This window comes from Actinoplanes campanulatus (assembly GCF_014647795.1).
Taxonomy (GTDB): Bacteria; Actinomycetota; Actinomycetes; order Mycobacteriales; family Micromonosporaceae; genus Actinoplanes; species Actinoplanes campanulatus.
Genome location: NZ_BMPW01000008.1, coordinates 233,422 through 249,577, shown reverse-complemented (window position 1 = coordinate 249,577; position 16,156 = coordinate 233,422). Strand labels below are relative to the sequence as shown.

General features: G+C 73.2%; 12 protein-coding genes and 1 pseudogene. 9 read left to right on the top strand and 4 right to left on the bottom strand.

What is annotated here, in order from left to right:
* Positions 1-60: 60 nt before the first annotated feature.
* Positions 61-2,709: a winged helix-turn-helix domain-containing protein gene (locus IEZ13_RS17605; RefSeq protein WP_229794760.1), complete on the top strand. Its 2,649-nt coding sequence runs from the start codon at positions 61-63 to the stop codon at positions 2,707-2,709.
* Between the two features lie 6 nt (positions 2,710-2,715).
* On the opposite strand, the gene IEZ13_RS17600 is transcribed toward IEZ13_RS17605, so the two are convergent.
* Complete coding sequence (locus IEZ13_RS17600; protein WP_183218757.1) at positions 2,716-3,177, bottom strand: DUF7144 family membrane protein; 462 nt, start codon at positions 3,175-3,177, stop codon at positions 2,716-2,718.
* Between the two features lie 380 nt (positions 3,178-3,557).
* Here IEZ13_RS17600 and IEZ13_RS17595 point away from each other — a divergent pair, with 380 nt between their 5' ends.
* Positions 3,558-6,122: a winged helix-turn-helix domain-containing protein gene (locus IEZ13_RS17595; protein WP_229794759.1), complete on the top strand. Its 2,565-nt coding sequence runs from the start codon at positions 3,558-3,560 to the stop codon at positions 6,120-6,122.
* A gap of 57 nt (positions 6,123-6,179) precedes the next feature.
* Complete coding sequence (locus IEZ13_RS47910) at positions 6,180-6,749, top strand: HdeD family acid-resistance protein (protein ID WP_183218756.1); 570 nt, start codon at positions 6,180-6,182, stop codon at positions 6,747-6,749.
* Positions 6,750-6,830: 81 nt separating this feature from the next.
* On the opposite strand, the pseudogene IEZ13_RS17585 reads toward IEZ13_RS47910, so the two are convergent.
* Positions 6,831-7,664, bottom strand: a pseudogene (locus IEZ13_RS17585) (YhjD/YihY/BrkB family envelope integrity protein); the annotation flags it as partial.
* 48 nt (positions 7,665-7,712) lie between these two features.
* Here IEZ13_RS17585 and IEZ13_RS17580 point away from each other — a divergent pair.
* The 4 genes from IEZ13_RS17580 (at position 7,713) to IEZ13_RS17565 (ending at position 12,649) form a co-directional block, all read left to right on the top strand.
* Positions 7,713-9,656, top strand: a complete 1,944-nt coding sequence (locus IEZ13_RS17580) for a phage holin family protein (protein ID WP_183218755.1) — start codon at positions 7,713-7,715, stop codon at positions 9,654-9,656.
* A gap of 58 nt (positions 9,657-9,714) precedes the next feature.
* Positions 9,715-10,551, top strand: a complete 837-nt coding sequence (locus IEZ13_RS17575) for a class II glutamine amidotransferase (protein ID WP_183218754.1) — start codon at positions 9,715-9,717, stop codon at positions 10,549-10,551.
* A gap of 110 nt (positions 10,552-10,661) precedes the next feature.
* Entirely contained in the window at positions 10,662-11,882 is a 1,221-nt protein-coding gene (locus IEZ13_RS17570) for an arginine deiminase (protein ID WP_183218753.1), read from the top strand.
* Between the two features lie 8 nt (positions 11,883-11,890).
* Positions 11,891-12,649 (top strand): metallophosphoesterase family protein, encoded by a 759-nt coding sequence (locus tag IEZ13_RS17565; RefSeq protein ID WP_229794757.1) that lies wholly within the window; start codon positions 11,891-11,893, stop codon positions 12,647-12,649.
* On the opposite strand, the gene IEZ13_RS17560 is transcribed toward IEZ13_RS17565, so the two are convergent.
* Positions 12,624-13,121 carry a hypothetical protein gene (locus IEZ13_RS17560; RefSeq protein ID WP_183218751.1) on the bottom strand — a complete coding sequence of 166 codons (498 nt, stop codon included), beginning with the start codon at positions 13,119-13,121 and terminating at the stop codon, positions 12,624-12,626. The genes IEZ13_RS17565 and IEZ13_RS17560 overlap by 26 nt on opposite strands.
* Before the next feature lie 110 nt (positions 13,122-13,231).
* Between IEZ13_RS17560 and IEZ13_RS17555 the strand changes: the two genes are divergently transcribed.
* Both IEZ13_RS17555 and IEZ13_RS17550 read left to right on the top strand, forming a co-directional pair.
* Positions 13,232-13,801, top strand: coding sequence for an Rv1733c family protein (locus IEZ13_RS17555; protein ID WP_183218750.1), 570 nt, complete (start codon positions 13,232-13,234; stop codon positions 13,799-13,801).
* Between the two features lie 57 nt (positions 13,802-13,858).
* Positions 13,859-15,262 carry an MFS transporter gene (locus IEZ13_RS17550; RefSeq protein ID WP_203833694.1) on the top strand — a complete coding sequence of 468 codons (1,404 nt, stop codon included), beginning with the start codon at positions 13,859-13,861 and terminating at the stop codon, positions 15,260-15,262.
* Here IEZ13_RS17550 and IEZ13_RS17545 read toward each other — a convergent pair.
* Positions 15,247-16,155: a YihY/virulence factor BrkB family protein gene (locus IEZ13_RS17545; protein ID WP_183218748.1), complete on the bottom strand. Its 909-nt coding sequence runs from the start codon at positions 16,153-16,155 to the stop codon at positions 15,247-15,249. The two genes, IEZ13_RS17550 and IEZ13_RS17545, sit on opposite strands and share 16 nt — an antisense overlap.
* Between the last annotated feature and the right edge of the window lies 1 nt (position 16,156).

Below are 16,156 nucleotides of genomic sequence, written 5' to 3'. Positions count from 1 at the left end.
AGCGGGTGAGCGAGAAAGTCTGAACGAGAGATCAAACGGGGTGGCTCTTGGAGGTAGCACGTGTCGATAGAACTGATCGTGGATCCACCCAGGACATATGGATCGGACCAGGCCAGCGCGTTGCTCGCCTCCAAGTTCGTGGTCCCGGCCGCGCCACCGTTCATGGTGTCCCGGCCGGGGCTCCTCGACCGGGTCACCGAGGGGGTCGCGGGCCCGGTCACCCTGGTCACCGGCGTGGCCGGCAGTGGAAAGACCCAGCTGCTGGCCGCCTGGGCACGCGCCCGGGCCGGTGACCGGCCGGTCGCCTGGATCACTCTCGAAGAGGGTGACGAGCAGGTGTCGACCTTCTGGACGTACGTCGCCGAGGGGCTGCGCCGGGCCGGGGTGCAGGTGCCCTCGATCGCCGACGGCGCCGTCACCCGCGCCGTCCTGGGCCGCCTGGCCGCGGCCGTCGCGGACCACCCCACCGACATCGTCCTGATCCTGGACGGCGCCTCCCAGCTGCCCGGGCCGGAGTGGGCGTCCGGGCTGGAGTTCCTGCTGAGCCATGTGGACAACCTGCGGGTCGTCCTCACCGGGCGGTGGGACCCGCCACTGCCGCTCTACCGGTACCGCCTCGCCGGTGAGCTGCACGAGCTGCGTACCGCCGATCTCGCCTTCACCCCGGCCGAGGCCACCACCCTGCTCCGGCTGCACGGCGTCGACCTGGGCGCGGACGACACGGCGGCACTGCTCGAGCACACCGAGGGCTGGGCCGCCGGGATCCGGCTCTGCGCCTGCGCCATGCAGGGCAGCGCCGACCCGGGCCGGCTCGTGCAGACCATCTCGGGGGACGAGTCCACGATCGCCGAGTACTTCATCGGCGAGGTGCTGCGGATCCAGCCTCCGCAGGTGCGGCGTTTCCTGCTGGAGACCAGCGTGCTGGACGCCTTCACCCCGGACCTGGCCGGCGCGGTCACCGAGCGGCCCGACGCCGCCCGGCTGCTGGCCACGCTCACCCGGGAGAACGCCTTCATCCAGCCGGTCGGCGCGGGCGCCGAGGTGTACCGCTACCACCGCCTCTTCGCCGAGCTGCTGCGTGCCCAGCTGGCCTGGACCGAGCCGGAGGAGGTGGCGGTGCTGCACCGGCGGGCCGCCGCCTGGCTGGTCGCGCACGGGCAGCTGGCCGAGGCGGTCGGGCACGCCGTCCAGGCCGGGGACTGGGCGGGCGCGGCCACCATGGTGATCGAGGACTTCGCCCTCGGCGCGCTGGTCATCGAGGGCGGTGGCGGCCGGCTGGGCGCGCTGTTCGCGGGCATGCCCGCACACCTCGAAGAACCCGAGACGCTGATGATCCGGGCCGCCATGGCGCACGGCGACGGCGACCACGCGCGGGCCGCCGAGCAGTTCACCCACGCGAGCAAGCTGCTCAGCGTGCGGGGCGCCGACGACGGCGACGGCCTGACCGCCTCCTGCTTCCTGATGCGCCTGCTGCTGCTCGCCGACGGCGCCGACCCGGAGCAGGTCGCCCATCTGGCGCCGGTCGCCCGCACCTTCCTGTCGGTGGCGCCCGCCGAGCGGCTGGCCCGGCACCCCGAGTTGCGGATGCTGCTGCTCGCCGCCGAGGGCCTGGCCCGCAGCGGCAGCGGCGACGTCGACGAGGCGGCCACGGTGCTGGCCGAGGCGGCCGCCGTCACCGCGGCCGGCGCCGAGCCGGTGCGGATCTCCTCCCTGGAGAACCTGGCGCTGATCGAGGCGCACCGCGGCCGGCTGGCCCGGGCCGAGGCGAGCGCCCGCCAGGCGATCGAGCTGGCCACCCGGCGTGGGCTCGGCAAGGACCGCTGGCCGGCCGCCGCCGAGGTGGCGCTGGCCTGGGTGGCGCTGGAGCGCTACGACATCGAGACCGCCGACCGTCGGCTGCGGGCCGCGCAGCACCTCTGCGCCAACGGCACGACCGGGCCCGGCCCGGCCGCGTACGCCCTGGTCCGGGCCCGCCGGCTACAGACCCGTGGGGAGCTCCGGCAGGCGTCCAACGTGCTGGCCGCGGCCCGCGAGGGTGTCTCCGGGACGCCGCGCTGGCTGAGCCGGGAGATCGCCGTGAACCTGTCCCGCCTGCTGATCGCGGGCGGCCGGGTGAACGAGGCGAGTGGCCTGCTCGACGGCTGGACCGACTCGCCCGCCGCGGACGTGGCGGTGGCCCGGGCCGCGCTGCTGCTGGCCCAGGGGCAGGCGGGGGCGGCGCACGAGGTGGCCCGGACGGTCGCCGACGCGGCCGGGGTCCCCGCGCCGGTCGCGCTGGACGCGTGGCTGCTGCTGGCCATGCTGGCGGACGGCCAGGACGACACCGTGGGAGCGCGCGAGGCGCTGCGGCGGGCGCTGCGGGTGGCCGGGCCGGAGTCGTACCGGCGGCCGGTGCACCAGGTGTGGAGCGAACTGCGGCGGCTGCTGCGCGACGACGACCGGCTGATCGTGCAGTACCGGGCGCTGAGCCCGGGCGCGGCCACCGCCGACGGCCCGGTCACCGACCCGGTCGTGGTGGAGCAGCTCAGCAAGCGGGAACTGGACGTGCTGCGCGGCATGGCCGAGATGCTGCCGACCGAGGAGATCGCCGCCTCGATGTACGTCTCGGTCAACACGGTGAAGACCCACGTTCGCAGCATCCTGCGGAAACTCTCCGCGTCCCGGCGTAACGAGGCGGTACGCCGGGCGCGCGCCCTGCGGTTGATCTGAGCGGGTCTACTCGTGGCGGCCGCGGCGGACCTCGCCGCCGTGCGCGCAGAGGGCATAGATGACCAGTACCTGCATGCAGATCAGGATGCCGGACCAGAACGGCGCGGTGGCCAGGAAGAGGAAGTGGACCATCGCGCCGAAGGCGGTGAAGACCACGCCGACGACGCGCGCCCACATCTGCCCGAGAAGGACGCCGACCCCGGCCGCCCCACTGACCAGACCGAAGAACAGATGCGTCCAGCCCCACATCACCGGGTTCGGCTCGATCAGCATGCCCTCGGCGCTCACCAGGTACGCCTCGCCGTGCAGCAGCGCCGTGAAGCCCTCCATGATCTGGAAGACACCCAGCGAGAGCAGCATGACCCCGCCGAACACCACCAGCCCGATCCAGGTGTCGGCTTCCGGCGCGGGCGATTCCCTGGTCGGCGCCTCCCTGCGTACCGGATCGCCGCGGTGATCAAGTGTCATCGTCGAGTCCCTCCTGTGAATCCGGACGGTGTTCCGGAAGCTCAGAGTGCTTGCCGGGGACGGTCTCGCGCCTCGCACGCGGCGGATGAGATCCGCGGCGCACGTGCAACTTGCACGCTGCGGAAACGGCTTTCTTCCACTCCTGGCGCGAATACGCATGGTTGCCCCATGTGTACGCCGTGTGTTTCGGTAGGCCCCGGACAGCTGGGACCCACCTGATTCGTTCCGGCCGCTGAGCGCGTGTGGGGGCCCGCGCCCGACCGGCTGGAATCCGATGGCCGTGTCAGTACGGGGACGACCGCCTCGCGAGCGGTCCGGTTCACCGTGCGTTCCGAGCGACTGGGGGCGATATGCGAGATCAGGCCACTACCCGTTCGACCGTGCCGATAGCGGTGGACCACAACCTTCCGCCCCGCCTGCCCACCGGCCTGGTCTGGCGGGGGCGTCTCGTCGAGGCCCTGGACGTGGGGGTCCGCCGGGCCGTCACCCTGATCTGCGCCGGGCCCGGCTGGGGCAAGACCGTGCTCACCGCCACCTGGGCGACCGCCCGTTCCCTCTCCGGGCCGGTCGCGTGGCTCACCCTCGACGAGCGGCACGACGACCCGTACGCCTTCTGGGCCGATCTCCACCGGTCGCTGAGCGCCGCCGGGGTGACCGTCACCGGCGACGGCTCCGGGGCCGACCCGCGCCGGGCCTTCGCCGAGGCGGTGACCGCGACCGAGGCGCCGGTCGTCGTGGTGCTCGACGACCTGCACGAGATCGCCGACCCCCGGGTGCTCACCAGCCTGACCGGACTACTCGGCGCCATCCCCAAGCGGTTGCGCTTCGTGTTGCTCAGCCGTCGCGAGCCGGACCTGAGCCTGCACCGGCTGCGGATGAGCGGCGACCTCACCGAGATCCGCGCCGCCGACCTCGGCTTCGGTCCGGAGGAGGCCACCGAGCTGCTCGCCCTGCTCGGCCGGGCGCTGCCGCCGGAGCGACTCGCGGAGCTGGTGCGCCGCGCCGAGGGCTGGGGCGCCGGCCTGCGGCTGGCCGCCGGCGCCGCGAACGGCGGCGAGGACGCGGTGGGGGAGTACCTGACCCGGGAGGTGCTGGCCGCCCAGCCCGCCGAGGTCCGGACCTTCCTGCTGCGGACCAGCCTGCCGGACCGGATCTGCGGCGAGCTGGCGGACGCCCTGACCGGGGGCACCGGCGGCCATCGCACGCTGGAGCGGCTGGTCCGGGAGAAGCTGTTCCTGGAACCGGCCGGCGGCCGGTGGTTCCGGTACCACCCGATGGTCCGCGCCGCGCTGCGCCACCGGCTCGGCGACCTGTGGCCGGACGCGCCCGCCCGGCTGCACCGCGCCGCGGCCCGCTGGCACGCCGGCCAGGGCGACGCGCTGACCTCGCTCACCCACGCGGCGGCCGCCGAGGACTGGAACCTGCTGGCCGCCCTGGTCGTCGAGCGTGGCGTGCCGCTCTACACCTCGGCGGACCGTCCCCAGTTCCTCGAACTGCTCGGCCGCATCCCGCCGGCCCTGCTGCCGACCAGCCCGGAGATGGCGGTCTGCGCGGTCATCCTGTCGTTCGCCCGGGGCGAGCTGGCGGCCGTGCCCCGCCGGATGGCCCACGCCCGCGCGCTGCTCGCCCAGCGGCCGGCGTCGCCGCTGCGGGCGGAGACCGAGACGGCGCTCGCCGTGCTGGAGACCGGCGCCGTCATCCGATGGCACGGCGACATGCCGCACCTGGCCAGCGCCTCCACCGCCCTGCTCGCCCAGCTGTCCCGGCTGACCTGGGGCGAGGCGCCGTCGCTGTTGCAGTACCGGGCCGCGGCGCTGAACAACAAGGGCGCCGCCTGGCTGTGGACCGGCCGGCTCGACCACGCCGACCGGTACCTGTGGGCGGCGGCCACCGCGTCCCGGACCGCCGGCACGCCGTACATCGAGGTCAACTCCTTCGCCATGCTGGCCTGCCTGGCGTTCCTGCAGGGCTCGCCGGGTGAGGCCGAGGAGCACGCGGAAACGGCGATCGCGCTGGCCCGCCGGATCGACGCGGAGCACCGGGCCACGGCCGCGCCGGCCTACCTGGCGCGGGCGCTGATCGAGGCGGAGCGGGGCCGGGAGCCGGAGGCCGAGGAGGCGCTGCGGCAGGGGCTGCACGCCCTCGGTGAGGTCCCGGAGGCCGCCATGTCGGTGCTGGCCGGCCTGGTCCGGGTCCGCCTCACGCTGGACCGGGGCGAGGCGGCCGGCGCCCGTACCCTGCTCGCGCAGATCCGCGCCGAGGCCGGGCCGCCGATGGTGGCGCCCTTCGCGGACCGGCTGATCGCCCTGGCCGGGGCGGAGATCCGGCTCGCGCTCGGCGACGCCGCCGGCGTCCTGATCCGGTACGCCGCACAGTCCGACCTGATCGCCGCCGAACAGGTCTGCCTGGCCCGCGCCTACCTCGCCACCGGCAACCTGACCGCCGCCGAACCGCTGCTCGCCCGGGTCCGGGGCGGGGCCGACCGGATCGCCGCGGTCGGCGCCTGGCTGCTGTCCGCCCTCGCCGCCGACACCCAGAGCCGCAGTGCCGTGGCCAGCGAGGCGCTGGCCCGCGCGCTGGCCGCTGCCGAACCGGAGCGGATCCGGCGGCCGTTCCGCCGCTACGACGCGCACCGGGTGCTGGTGCTGGCCGAGCGCCAGCAGTGGCTGACCGAGCTGCGCGGCCCGGCCGGCGACGGCGTCCTCGGCGAGATCACCGGCGAGATCCCGATGCTCGGCGCGGGACAGGCGGCCGGGCCGCTCAGCGAGCGTGAGCTCGACGTCCTGCAATACCTGCCGACCGTGCTCACGGCCGGGGAGATCGCCGTCAACCTGAGCATCTCGGTCAACACGGTCAAGGCGCACATGCGGTCGATCTACCGCAAGCTGGGCGCCGGTCGTCGCCGTGAGGCGGTGGTGCTGGCCCGGCAGGCCGGACTGCTCTGAGAACCCTCATCCGTCTTGGGTGATGCCGTGGCGGCGGCCGTCTCCCACGCTCACCCCATGACCGACGTGGAACAAACCTGGCCCGACCCCATCGTCGAGGTACGCCGACAGCCGTTCCCCTGGTGGACGCTGCTGATCACCGGCCTGCTCGCGATCGCGCTCGGCCTCACCGTACTCATCTGGCCGGACATCTCCCTGCGGATCATGGTCGCGCTCACCGGCATCTGGCTCTTCTTCGGTGGGCTGGCCCAGATCATCGGAGCCTTCCTGCCGACCGGCGCCGGTGTCGCCCGGAGCCTGCTGTCCGGGATCGTCGGCGTCATCGTGCTGATCGGCGGTCTAGTCTGCCTGCGGAACCTGGTGACCGGCCTGGCCGTCCTCGCGGTCATCTTCGCGACCACCTGGATCCTCAGCGGCCTGGCCCTGCTGATCGGCGCGGCCACCGCGCACGGTCCGATGCGGGCCGCCCTGATCATCGTCGGGGCGCTGTCCATGATCATCGGAATCGTCTTCGTGCTCACGCCGTCGCTGTCGCTCGGCACCCTGGTCCTGCTGACCGGCGCCGGCAGTCTGCTGACCGGTCTGGCCGAGGTCGGACTGGCCCTTTACCTGCGTAGATCGTCCTGACCAGCGGGTGGCCCGGCCGGTCGTCCGGGTGAAGCGCTCCGCCCCGAGGTCGGCGAGGATGCCGCCGGCCACCGCGGACAGCAGTAGGCAGAACGACAGCACGTACAGCCAGCCGATGTAGGTGAACGCCAGGCCGATCGTGCCGTACCGCTGGGAACTGGACTCCAGCGCGCGGGGCAGGTAGAGGTGCCCGGCGGGCCGGACGGCGAGCATGATCGCGCCGAAGACGACGCCGGTCAGCAGCAGCCGCAGCCGGCCCACCGCCGGGCCGAGCAGGATGCGCGGCAACAGGGCGGCCAGCGCCACGTCGGCGAGCAGGGCCAGCAGCGTGCCCGCGATCACCGGGGTCAGGATCCGCCCGGCCAGGGTGCCGAGCAGGCGTACCGCGACCAGGAAGCCGACCAGGATCAGCACGCTGCCGATCTGCCAGGCGGTGGCCCGCGCGCCGACCCGGCGGCCGGGCACCGCCCAGATCGCCCGGTACGCGCGAACCAGCGCCCGGGCCAGCCCGGTCGCCGACAGGATCACGATGAGGCTGCCGAACACCCCGAACGCGTTGCTGCGGCTGCCGGCGAGCGCCTCGTCGAGCAGGCGGGTGCTGGATGCCGGCAGCCGTACCAGGCTGTCGAGGTGATCCCGGGCCCGCCCGCCGGACAACGCGCCTATCATGATCAGCACCGGGAAGATCGACGTGAAGGCCTGCGCGGCCAGCGTCATCGACCGGTCGAAGATCTGTACCCGGACCAGTTCGCCGGCGGTGCGCAGCAGCACGAGGGCGGTCTGATGGCCGAGCAGCAGCGCCGCGCGGGGCCGCAGCCGGTCCGGCACGGCGGCGAGGATCCGTCCGGGAGTGAAGGCGCGGTCGGGCTCTGTCACCCGCTCATGGTCGGGGCGCGGGCGGCCGGTCAGCCTCATCCGGTACGGATGGGGCCGCCCCCATGAGCCACGCCGACACTGACACCCATGGTGCGCGTGTTGGTGACCGTGCTGCTCGGCACGGCGGTGGTCGGTGTCGTGGCCGGGATCCTGCCGGGGATCTCGGCCGACAACGGCTGGGCCGTCCTGACCGCCGCGATCCTGGTCGGGCTGCTCGGCGCGGCCGTGCGCCCGGCGCTGGTCCGTGTGCTGTCCGCGATCGGGTGGCCGGGCGTGGTGCTCGGCTGGCTCGTGGCCCAGTCGCTGCTGGTCTACGTGGCCCTGTGGCTCACCCCGGGCGTGCACGTGGACGGGTTCTGGCCCGCCTTCTGGGCCTCCTGGATCGGCGCGGTCCTGATGAGCATCGGGCTCTGGGTGATCACCGCGGGCCAGCCGGGGGTGGCCACCCGGCATCTGCTGCGGGTGAACCGGCACTTCCGGCGCAGCGTGCCGCCGACCGACACCCCGGGCGTCCTGTTCATCCAGATCGACGGGCTGTCCGCCCCGCTGGCCCGGTGGGCGATCCACGCCGGCAACCTGCCCACGCTGGGCCGGTGGCTGAGCACCGGCAGCCACACGCTGACCGAATGGCACGCCCAACTGCCGGCGACCACGCCGGCCAGCCAGGCGGGACTGCTGCACGGCGCGAGCGATCAGGTTCCGGCTTTCCGCTGGTACGAGAAGACCACCGGCCGCCTCGTGGTGACCAACCAGCCGGCCGACAGCGCGCTGGTCGAGTCCCGCTGCTCGGACGGCCGCGGGCTGCTGGCCGAGGGCGGGGTCAGCGTCAGCAACGTCTTCTCCGGCGACGCCCCGACCTCGCTGCTCACCATGAGCACGGTCGCCAAGCAGAGCGGCCCGGCCCGTTACCTGAGCGCGTACCTGCTCGACCCGTTCGGCCTGACCCGGTCGCTGGTGCTGACCGTCGGTGAGATCGTCAAGGAACTGCACCAGGCCCGGCGGCAACGGGTGCGCCAGGTGATCCCGCGGATGCGCCGGGACTGGCGGTACGTGCTGCTGCGCGGCGCCACCAACGTGCTGCTGCGGCACCTGAACCTGGCCGTCCTCGCCGAGCAGATGATGCGCGGCGCCCCGGTGGTGTTCTGCGACTTCGTCGACTACGACGAGATCGCCCACCACGCCGGCCCGGCCCGGCCGGAGTCGCTGGCCGCGCTGGAGGGCATCGACGGGGTGCTCGCCACCCTGGAGGAGGTGGCGCTGGCCGCGCCCCGGCCGTACCACCTGGTGGTGCTCTCCGATCACGGGCAGAGCCAGGGCGCCACCTTCGAGCAGCGCTACGGCGTCCGCCTGGACGAGCTGATCAGACGGCTGACCGCGGCGGGCGGGGTGGCCGTCCCGGAGGAGAACGAGCAGAAGGGCCGGGCCAAGGTGCTGCGGGCCGGGCTGAGCCGCGACACCCCGCGGTACGACGAGGTTCCCGGCCGGCCGGCCGCCGAGGAGATCGTGGTCGCGGCCGGCGGCAACCTGGCGCTGGTCTACTTCGCCCGGGTGCCCGGCCGGGTGCCGCTCGAGGAGATCGAGGAACGCTATCCCGCGTTGCTGGCCGGACTGACCGGCCATCCCGGGATCGGCTGGGTGATGGTCCGCTCCCGCGCCGACGGGCCGATCGTGCTGGGCCGGGCCGGCCGGCGACGGCTCGCCGACGACCACGTCGAGGGGCTGGACCCGCTGCTCGGGTTCGGCCCGCGGGCCGCCGACGACCTGCGCCGCCACGACGGCCTGGCGAACACCGGCGACCTGCTGATCAACAGTCTGTTCGACCCGGTGTCGCAGGAGGTCGCCGCGTTCGAGGAGCTGATCGGCTGTCACGGCGGGATGGGCGGGGCGCAGAGCCGGCCGATGCTCATCCACCCGCGGACCCTGACCGTCCCGGCCGAACTGACCGGCGCCGACGCCGTGCACCGGGTGCTGGTCGGCTGGCTGGAGCAGGTCGGCTGCCGGAAGTCGGCGGACCTCATCCGCGAGGGGTGAGCCCGGCACCCGGCCGGTACGGCCAGGATGGCCGTCACCGACCCTGGAGGATCCTGTCATGTGCCGTTGGCTGGCCTACTCCGGTACGCCCATCCGACTCGAAGACCTGCTCTACCGGCCCCGCTACTCGCTGATCGACCAGAGTCAGCACTCGCGCGAGGGGGTGGAGACCACCAACGGCGACGGTGTGGGCGTCGGCTGGTACCCGGTCGACGCCGCCGGCGAGCCGGCGCTGTTCCGCGCGGTCGGCCCCGCGTGGAGCGACGTCAACCTGCGGGAACTCGCCCACGCCACCAGTTCGCCGCTGTTCCTGGCGCACATCCGGGCCAGCACCGGCACCCCGGTGCAGCAGAGCAACTGCCACCCGTTCCGGTTCCAGAACTGGCTGTGGGTGCACAACGGGTCGATCCGGGAGTTCGCCCGGCTCAAACGGGACCTGGTGCTCGCCGTCGACCCCGAGCTGTACCCGTCGATGGCCGGCTCCACCGACTCCGAGGTGATGTTCCACCTGGCCATCACGTACGGGCTGCGGGACCGCCCGGTCGCCGCCGTGGAGCGGATGGCCGGCCTGATCGAGTCGGTGGCCCACCGGCACGGGGTGCCGGACCCGCTCCAGATGACCGTCGGCACCACCGACGGCGACCGGATCTGGACCTTCCGGTACTCCAGCGAGGGCCGCAGTCGCTCGCTCTACTTCAGCACCGACATGACCGCGCTGCGGGCGCTGCACCCGGAACTGGACACCCTGCGCCGGCTGTCCGAGGAGACCCGGCTGATCGTCTCCGAGCCGCTCGGCGAGATGGAGGGAGCCTGGCAGCCGGTGCCCGAGTCCAGCTACGGCATCATCCAGCAGGGGGACGACGAACTGGGACGTTTCGCGCCCGCCGGACCGTGACCCGCGAGGCGTACATTCGATGTTCATCCGGCCGGAGTGATGCCCCGACCAGCCGGTTTGCCAGAGGCTTCCGGCACGGCTGTCCGAACCGTAGTTCCCGGGGGTAGCGCATGTCCTTCCACGTCGGCTCCGAGATCGGCCGATTGAGGCAGGTGATCCTCCATCGCCCGGGTGTGGAACTCGGCCGGCTGCGCCCGGGCGACACCGACCTGCTGCGCGGGGACATCCGGTGGGCCCGGCGGGCGCGCGAGGAGCACGACGCCTTCGCCGCGACACTGCGCGGCCACGGCGTGAAGGTGCACTATCTCGGCAGTCTGCTCACCGACGTGCTGGCCATTCCCCGGGCACGCTCCTGGATCCTCGACCGGGTCATCACCGGCGACACCGCCGGGCCGACGCTGGCCGGCCCGCTGCGGCGGCTGGCCGAGCAGGCCGACAGCGACCGGCTGGCCGACTACCTGATCGGCGGGGTGCTCAAGAGCGAGCTGGCCGGGTTCACCGTGAACAGCCTCCGCTGGGAGCTGATGAACGCCGACGACTTCGTGCTCGACCCGCTGCCCGGCCACCTGTTCCAGCGGGACAACTCGGCCTGGATCCACGACGGGGTCAGCATCAATCCGATGGCCTCGCCGGCCCGGCTGCGCGAGACGGTGCACTGCGCCGCCGTCTACCGCTTCCACCCGATGTTCGCCCTCGCCGACGTCACCGTCTGGTACGGCGGCGACGACCGCCCGTACCAGCCGGCCACCCTGGAGGGCGGCGACATCCACGTGCTCGGCGGCGGCGCGGTGATGGCCGGGGTGGGCGAGCGGTCCACCGCGATGGGCGTGGAGAACCTGGCCCGCGGCCTGTTCACCGGCGGCACGGCGACCCGGGTGATCGCCGTCGAGCTGCCGCGCTCGTCCGGCGTCGAGCACCTCGACACGCTCATGACGATGGTCAACCGGGACACCTTCGTGATGTACCCCTACCTGGACGGGCCGCTGCGGTCGTGGACGGTGGAGCCCGGCGAGGGACCGGACGGGCTGCGGGTGGACCGCAACGCCGACCTGTTCACCACCCTCGCCGAGACCCTCGGCATCGACAAGCCGTACGTGCTGGAGACCGGCGGGGAGCTGCGGGCCGCGCAGCGTGAGCAGTGGGACGACGGCAGCGACTTCCTGGTCCTCGAACCCGGGGTGATCGTCGGCTACGAGCGCAACGTCACCACCAACACCTATCTGCGCCGCCAGGGGATCGAAGTGATCACCGTGGCCGGCGGCGAGCTCGGCCGGGGCCGGTCCGGGCCCCGCTGCCTGGCCTGCCCGATCGAACGGGACGCTGTCCGATGAGGCCGCCGGTGATCATCGCGCACCTGTCCGACCTGCATCTCGGGGCGCACGACCCGGTCGCGGTGGCGAGTATCGCGGCCGACGTGGAGGCGGTGCGGCCGTCCCTCACGGTGGTCACCGGGGACCTCACCATGCGGGCCCGGGAGCGGGAGTTCCGGAAGGTACGCGAGCTGCTCGACCGGCTGCCCGGACCGGTGCTGGCGGTCACCGGCAACCACGACGTGCCGCTGGTCGACTGGCGGCGCGCGCTCACGCCGTACGATCGCTGGAAGAGCTGGATCGACGGGGACCTGGAACCGGTCCGGAAGGTCCCCGGAATCACCGCCCTGGGTCTGCAGTCGATGCCGCGGTGGCGGTGGAAGAACGGGCGGGTCACCTCCCGCCAGGCCGGCGAGGTGGTCCGCGTCCTGGGCGCGGCGCCCCCGGGCGACGTGCGGGTGCTCGCGCTGCACCACCCGCCGCTGGCCACCGGGACCGCCGCGCTGCTCGGCCGGCGCCATCTGCTGGCCGCGGTCCGCGCGGCCCGTGTCGACCTGGTGCTCGCCGGCCACACCCACGTCCCGGACGTCCGGGTGCTCGGCCACCAGGTGTTCGTGGTGGCCGGGACCACGACCAGCCACCGGGTCCGTGGCTCCTCCTGTTCGTGGAGCGTGATCAGCGTGGACCGCGGCGAGATCGAGGTCCGGGAGCGCAATCTCGGCCCGGACGGCTGGCACGTCGGCCGGGTCGTGCACGTGCGGGTCAGTGCAGGAGCGTCTTCAGGATGATGAGCGTGGCGCCGAACCCGCCGGCGACCAGCATGGACGCCAGCCGCTCGCCGGGTTGCAGCCGGCCGTTGGAGCCGATCAGCCAGCCGGACAGGCAGAGCAGCACGGTGGAGCACATCAGTGCGGCGAGCACCGCGGTATCGATCGTCGCCCCGCCCAGGAAATAGGACCCGATCAGTGCGAGCAGCGGCAGGCCGCTCGCGGTCACCATCTCCCAGCCGGTGGTGAGCTGGCGGCGTACCGTGTGCCAGGTGGGCCGCTGTCCCGCGTGGATGCGCTCGGCCACGATCCGTGCATAGCGTTCGGCCAGCCAGTAGATGGTGAGGGTGGCCAGTACGGCGAACACCGCCCGCGCGACGGTGGGAGCGTGCGAGGCGACCAGGACCGCGGCGCCGACGATCAAGCCGTAGATCCCGGAGGCGGTGGCCTCTTCGCTCTCGTGTTTCAAGCGTACCCACATTGAACGGGTCATGTCCGAAAGCGTCGCCGAACCGGGGCGTGCTCATCCTCATCCGGTGCGGGTGAACCGTCCCGGCTCGGTGGCAACGGATGATCGGCCGGAGTGGCAGGGAGGGTGAGGCGATGTTCGTCCGGAAGAACAACCCCTTGTGGCGGGCCTCGGACCGGGTCGAGGCCGGCATGCTGCTGGGCCTTTTCGTGCTGTTCCTGTTGGGCGGACCGGTGCTGGCCTGGTGGGCGGCCGGTGGCGCCTACGAGTCCGCGACCGCCGAGGCGATGCGCGACCGGCGCAACGCCTTCCAGGTGCCGGCCGAGCTGGTCACCGTGCCGCCGTCGCTGAGCGGGGACGCGGCCGGAACGGCGGCGCCCACCCCCGGCACGGCCCAGGCCCGGTGGACCGCGCCGGACGGCACCCGCCACGCCGGCGAGATCGGGGTGGCGCCCACGCAGCGGACCGGTGAGGAGGTGACGATCTGGGTGACCCGTAGTGGCCAGCAGCGCGAGGCGCCGTCCGACCACAATCCGGTCGCCAAGGCCGGCCTGGTCGCGGTGGTGATGATCGTCCTGGCCGCGGCGGCGCTGAACGGGATGCGCAAGATCGGCCTGATCCTGCTGGACCGGCACCGGGCCCGGGCCTGGCAGCAGGAGTGGCTCGAGGTCGGCCCACGCTGGAGCCGCGACCTGCGTTCCTAGTTTCCTCATGCGTTCGGGAGGATGCCTGTTCGGCCGCGGCCGAGCAGGCTCGGTCCCATGACCCAAGAGAAGTCCAGGGCCGCGCGGTTCCCGGCCGGGTTGCGAAAGGCGCTGATCGCCTTCGCGCTGGCGCAGTTCATCTGCTCCTTCGCCGGCTCCAACATGAACGTGATGATCAGCGACATCAGCCGTGACCTGGACACCGACGTCCACGGCGTGCAGTTGGCCATCACCCTGTTCCTGCTGGTGATGGCCGCACTGATGATCCCCGGCGGCAAGCTCACCGACGTCTTCGGCCGCAAATGGTGTCTCATCCTGGGGCTGCTGCTGTTCGGCGCCGGAGCGCTGATCAGCTCGCTCGCGCCCAGCCTGCCGGTGCTGATCATCGGATACTCGGTGTTCGAGGGCGTCGGCACGGCGCTGCTGATCCCACCGGTCTACATCCTCACCACCCTGCTCTTCCAGGGCGTCAGCGCCCGGGCCCGCGCCTTCGGCGCGATCAGCGCGATGGGTGGTGTCGGCGCCGTCGCCGGCCCGCTCATCGGCGGTTTCATCGCGTACGCCGTGAGCTGGCGCGCCGCGTTCGTGGCCCAGGCCGCGGTCGTCCTGGTGATCGTCCTGCTCAGCCGCCGGGCCGTCGAGGACCCGCTGCCCGCCGACCGGTCCCGGCCCTTCGACGTGGGCGGCGCGGTGCTCTCCGCGGCCGGCCTGATCCTGATCGTGCTCGGCATCCTCGCCACCGACGACGACATCCGCCTGTGCATCGCCCTGCTGGCCGCCGGCGCGCTGGTGCTGACCTGGTTCTTCGTCGCCGTCCGGCGGCGCGAGCGGTCCGGCCGTGAACCGCTGCTGAGCCTGCGGCTGTTCCGCAACCGGGCCTCCAACCTCGGCCTGATCACCCAGAACACGCAGTGGCTCATGGTGATGGGCACGTCGTTCGTGGTGTCGACCTACCTCCAGGTGGTCCGCGGCTTCAACGCGATCGAGACCGGCGGGGTGTTCACCGCCACCACGGCCGGTGTGCTGATCTCCTCGCTGGGGGCCGAGCCGATGGCCAAGCGCCGCCCGCAGCGCACCCTGATCATGGCGGGTTTCGTGGTCACCATCGCCGGCATCGCCCTGCTGCTCACGCTGGGCCGCTCGTCCGGCTCGGTGTGGACGATGGTGCCCGGTCTGTTCGTGATCGGTCTCGGCCTGGGCGGGATGCTCACCCCGTCGGTCAACGTGGTCCAGTCGAGCTTCGGCGAGGACCTCCAGGGTGAGATCTCCGGGCTGTCCCGCAGCGTCTCCAACCTGGGCTCGTCGCTGGGCGCTGCGCTGACCGGCACCATCCTGGTGGCCGGGGTGGACGGCGCGGCGCCGGGGCGGGCGTACCTGTGGGCGATGACGGCGGTCGCCGGCGCCGGGCTGATCGGCCTGGTGGCGGCGTTCTTCCTGCCCAGGACTCAGCCGAGCTCGTAGTCGATCCGGGCGGCCGGCAGCCGCTCCTGCTCGCGGGCCAGCAGGGTCATGGCCCGGGCGTCCGCCTCGGTCGGCCGGGCCGGATCCAGGGCCCGCGGCCAGAGGCGGGCGTGCCGGACCGCGGCCACCTCGGCGGCGATCACCAGCGCGTTGCTGAGCAGGTAGAGCACGGTGAAGACGCCGGCCGCGCCGGCGAACGCGCCGTAGACCCGGCCGGCCCGCTGGACCAGACCGGGCAGCACCGCGGCCGCGACGGCCAGCGCGGTGGTCACCGCCACCGCGCCGATCGCCGCGGCCGGCCACACCGAACGCAGCGGCGCCCGGCGCATCAGCAGCAGCCGGGTCAGCGCGATCAGGGTGAGGAAGACGACGGCGACCTCGCCGGCGAGCTCGGGCACGGCGCCGGCCGAGGCGGCGTTCAGGGCGCCGGCGGCCACCGCGCCGATCAGGATGACGATCAGGCCGGCCACCGCGCGCAGGTAGCGGGAGACGACGCCGGCGCGCCGCCGGATCGGGACGGCCGCCAGGTGGTTCAGCGTCTCGTACGCGGAGAGCACCACCCCGAGCCCGGAGAACACCAGCCCGGCCGCGCCGGCGATTAGGGCGGTACGCGACGTGGACAGGTCCGCCATCGACGCCTCGATGCCCGGCTGGAGCCCCGGCGGCACGATCGCCGCCACCAGCTCCTGGCGCAGCTCGGGCCGGGAGGCCAGCACCCGCGACACCACGGCCACCCCCAGCAGCAGGATGGGAAAGAGGCTGAGGAAGCCGTAGTACGTGATGAGCGCGGCCTCCCGGAGACCGAAGTCGTCCAGGTACTTGCAGATCACCGCGTGGCAGAAGCCCAGGACGGGCCGGCGCCGCTGGAGGTCGTCGAGGCGGCGCAGGAGCACG

Excerpts from the sequence above, each read along its gene's own strand:
- IEZ13_RS17555 (WP_183218750.1), top strand. The coding sequence starts at position 13,232 with ATGTTCGTCCGGAAGAACAACCCCTTGTGGCGGGCCTCGGACCGGGTC.
- IEZ13_RS17550 (WP_203833694.1), top strand. The coding sequence starts at position 13,859 with ATGACCCAAGAGAAGTCCAGGGCCGCGCGGTTCCCGGCCGGGTTGCGA.
- IEZ13_RS17575 (WP_183218754.1), top strand. The coding sequence starts at position 9,715 with ATGTGCCGTTGGCTGGCCTACTCCGGTACGCCCATCCGACTCGAAGAC.
- IEZ13_RS47910 (WP_183218756.1), top strand. The coding sequence starts at position 6,180 with ATGACCGACGTGGAACAAACCTGGCCCGACCCCATCGTCGAGGTACGC.
- IEZ13_RS17600 (WP_183218757.1), bottom strand. The coding sequence starts at position 3,177 with ATGACACTTGATCACCGCGGCGATCCGGTACGCAGGGAGGCGCCGACC.
- IEZ13_RS17580 (WP_183218755.1), top strand. The coding sequence starts at position 7,713 with ATGGTGCGCGTGTTGGTGACCGTGCTGCTCGGCACGGCGGTGGTCGGT.
- IEZ13_RS17560 (WP_183218751.1), bottom strand. The coding sequence starts at position 13,121 with ATGACCCGTTCAATGTGGGTACGCTTGAAACACGAGAGCGAAGAGGCC.
- IEZ13_RS17570 (WP_183218753.1), top strand. The coding sequence starts at position 10,662 with ATGTCCTTCCACGTCGGCTCCGAGATCGGCCGATTGAGGCAGGTGATC.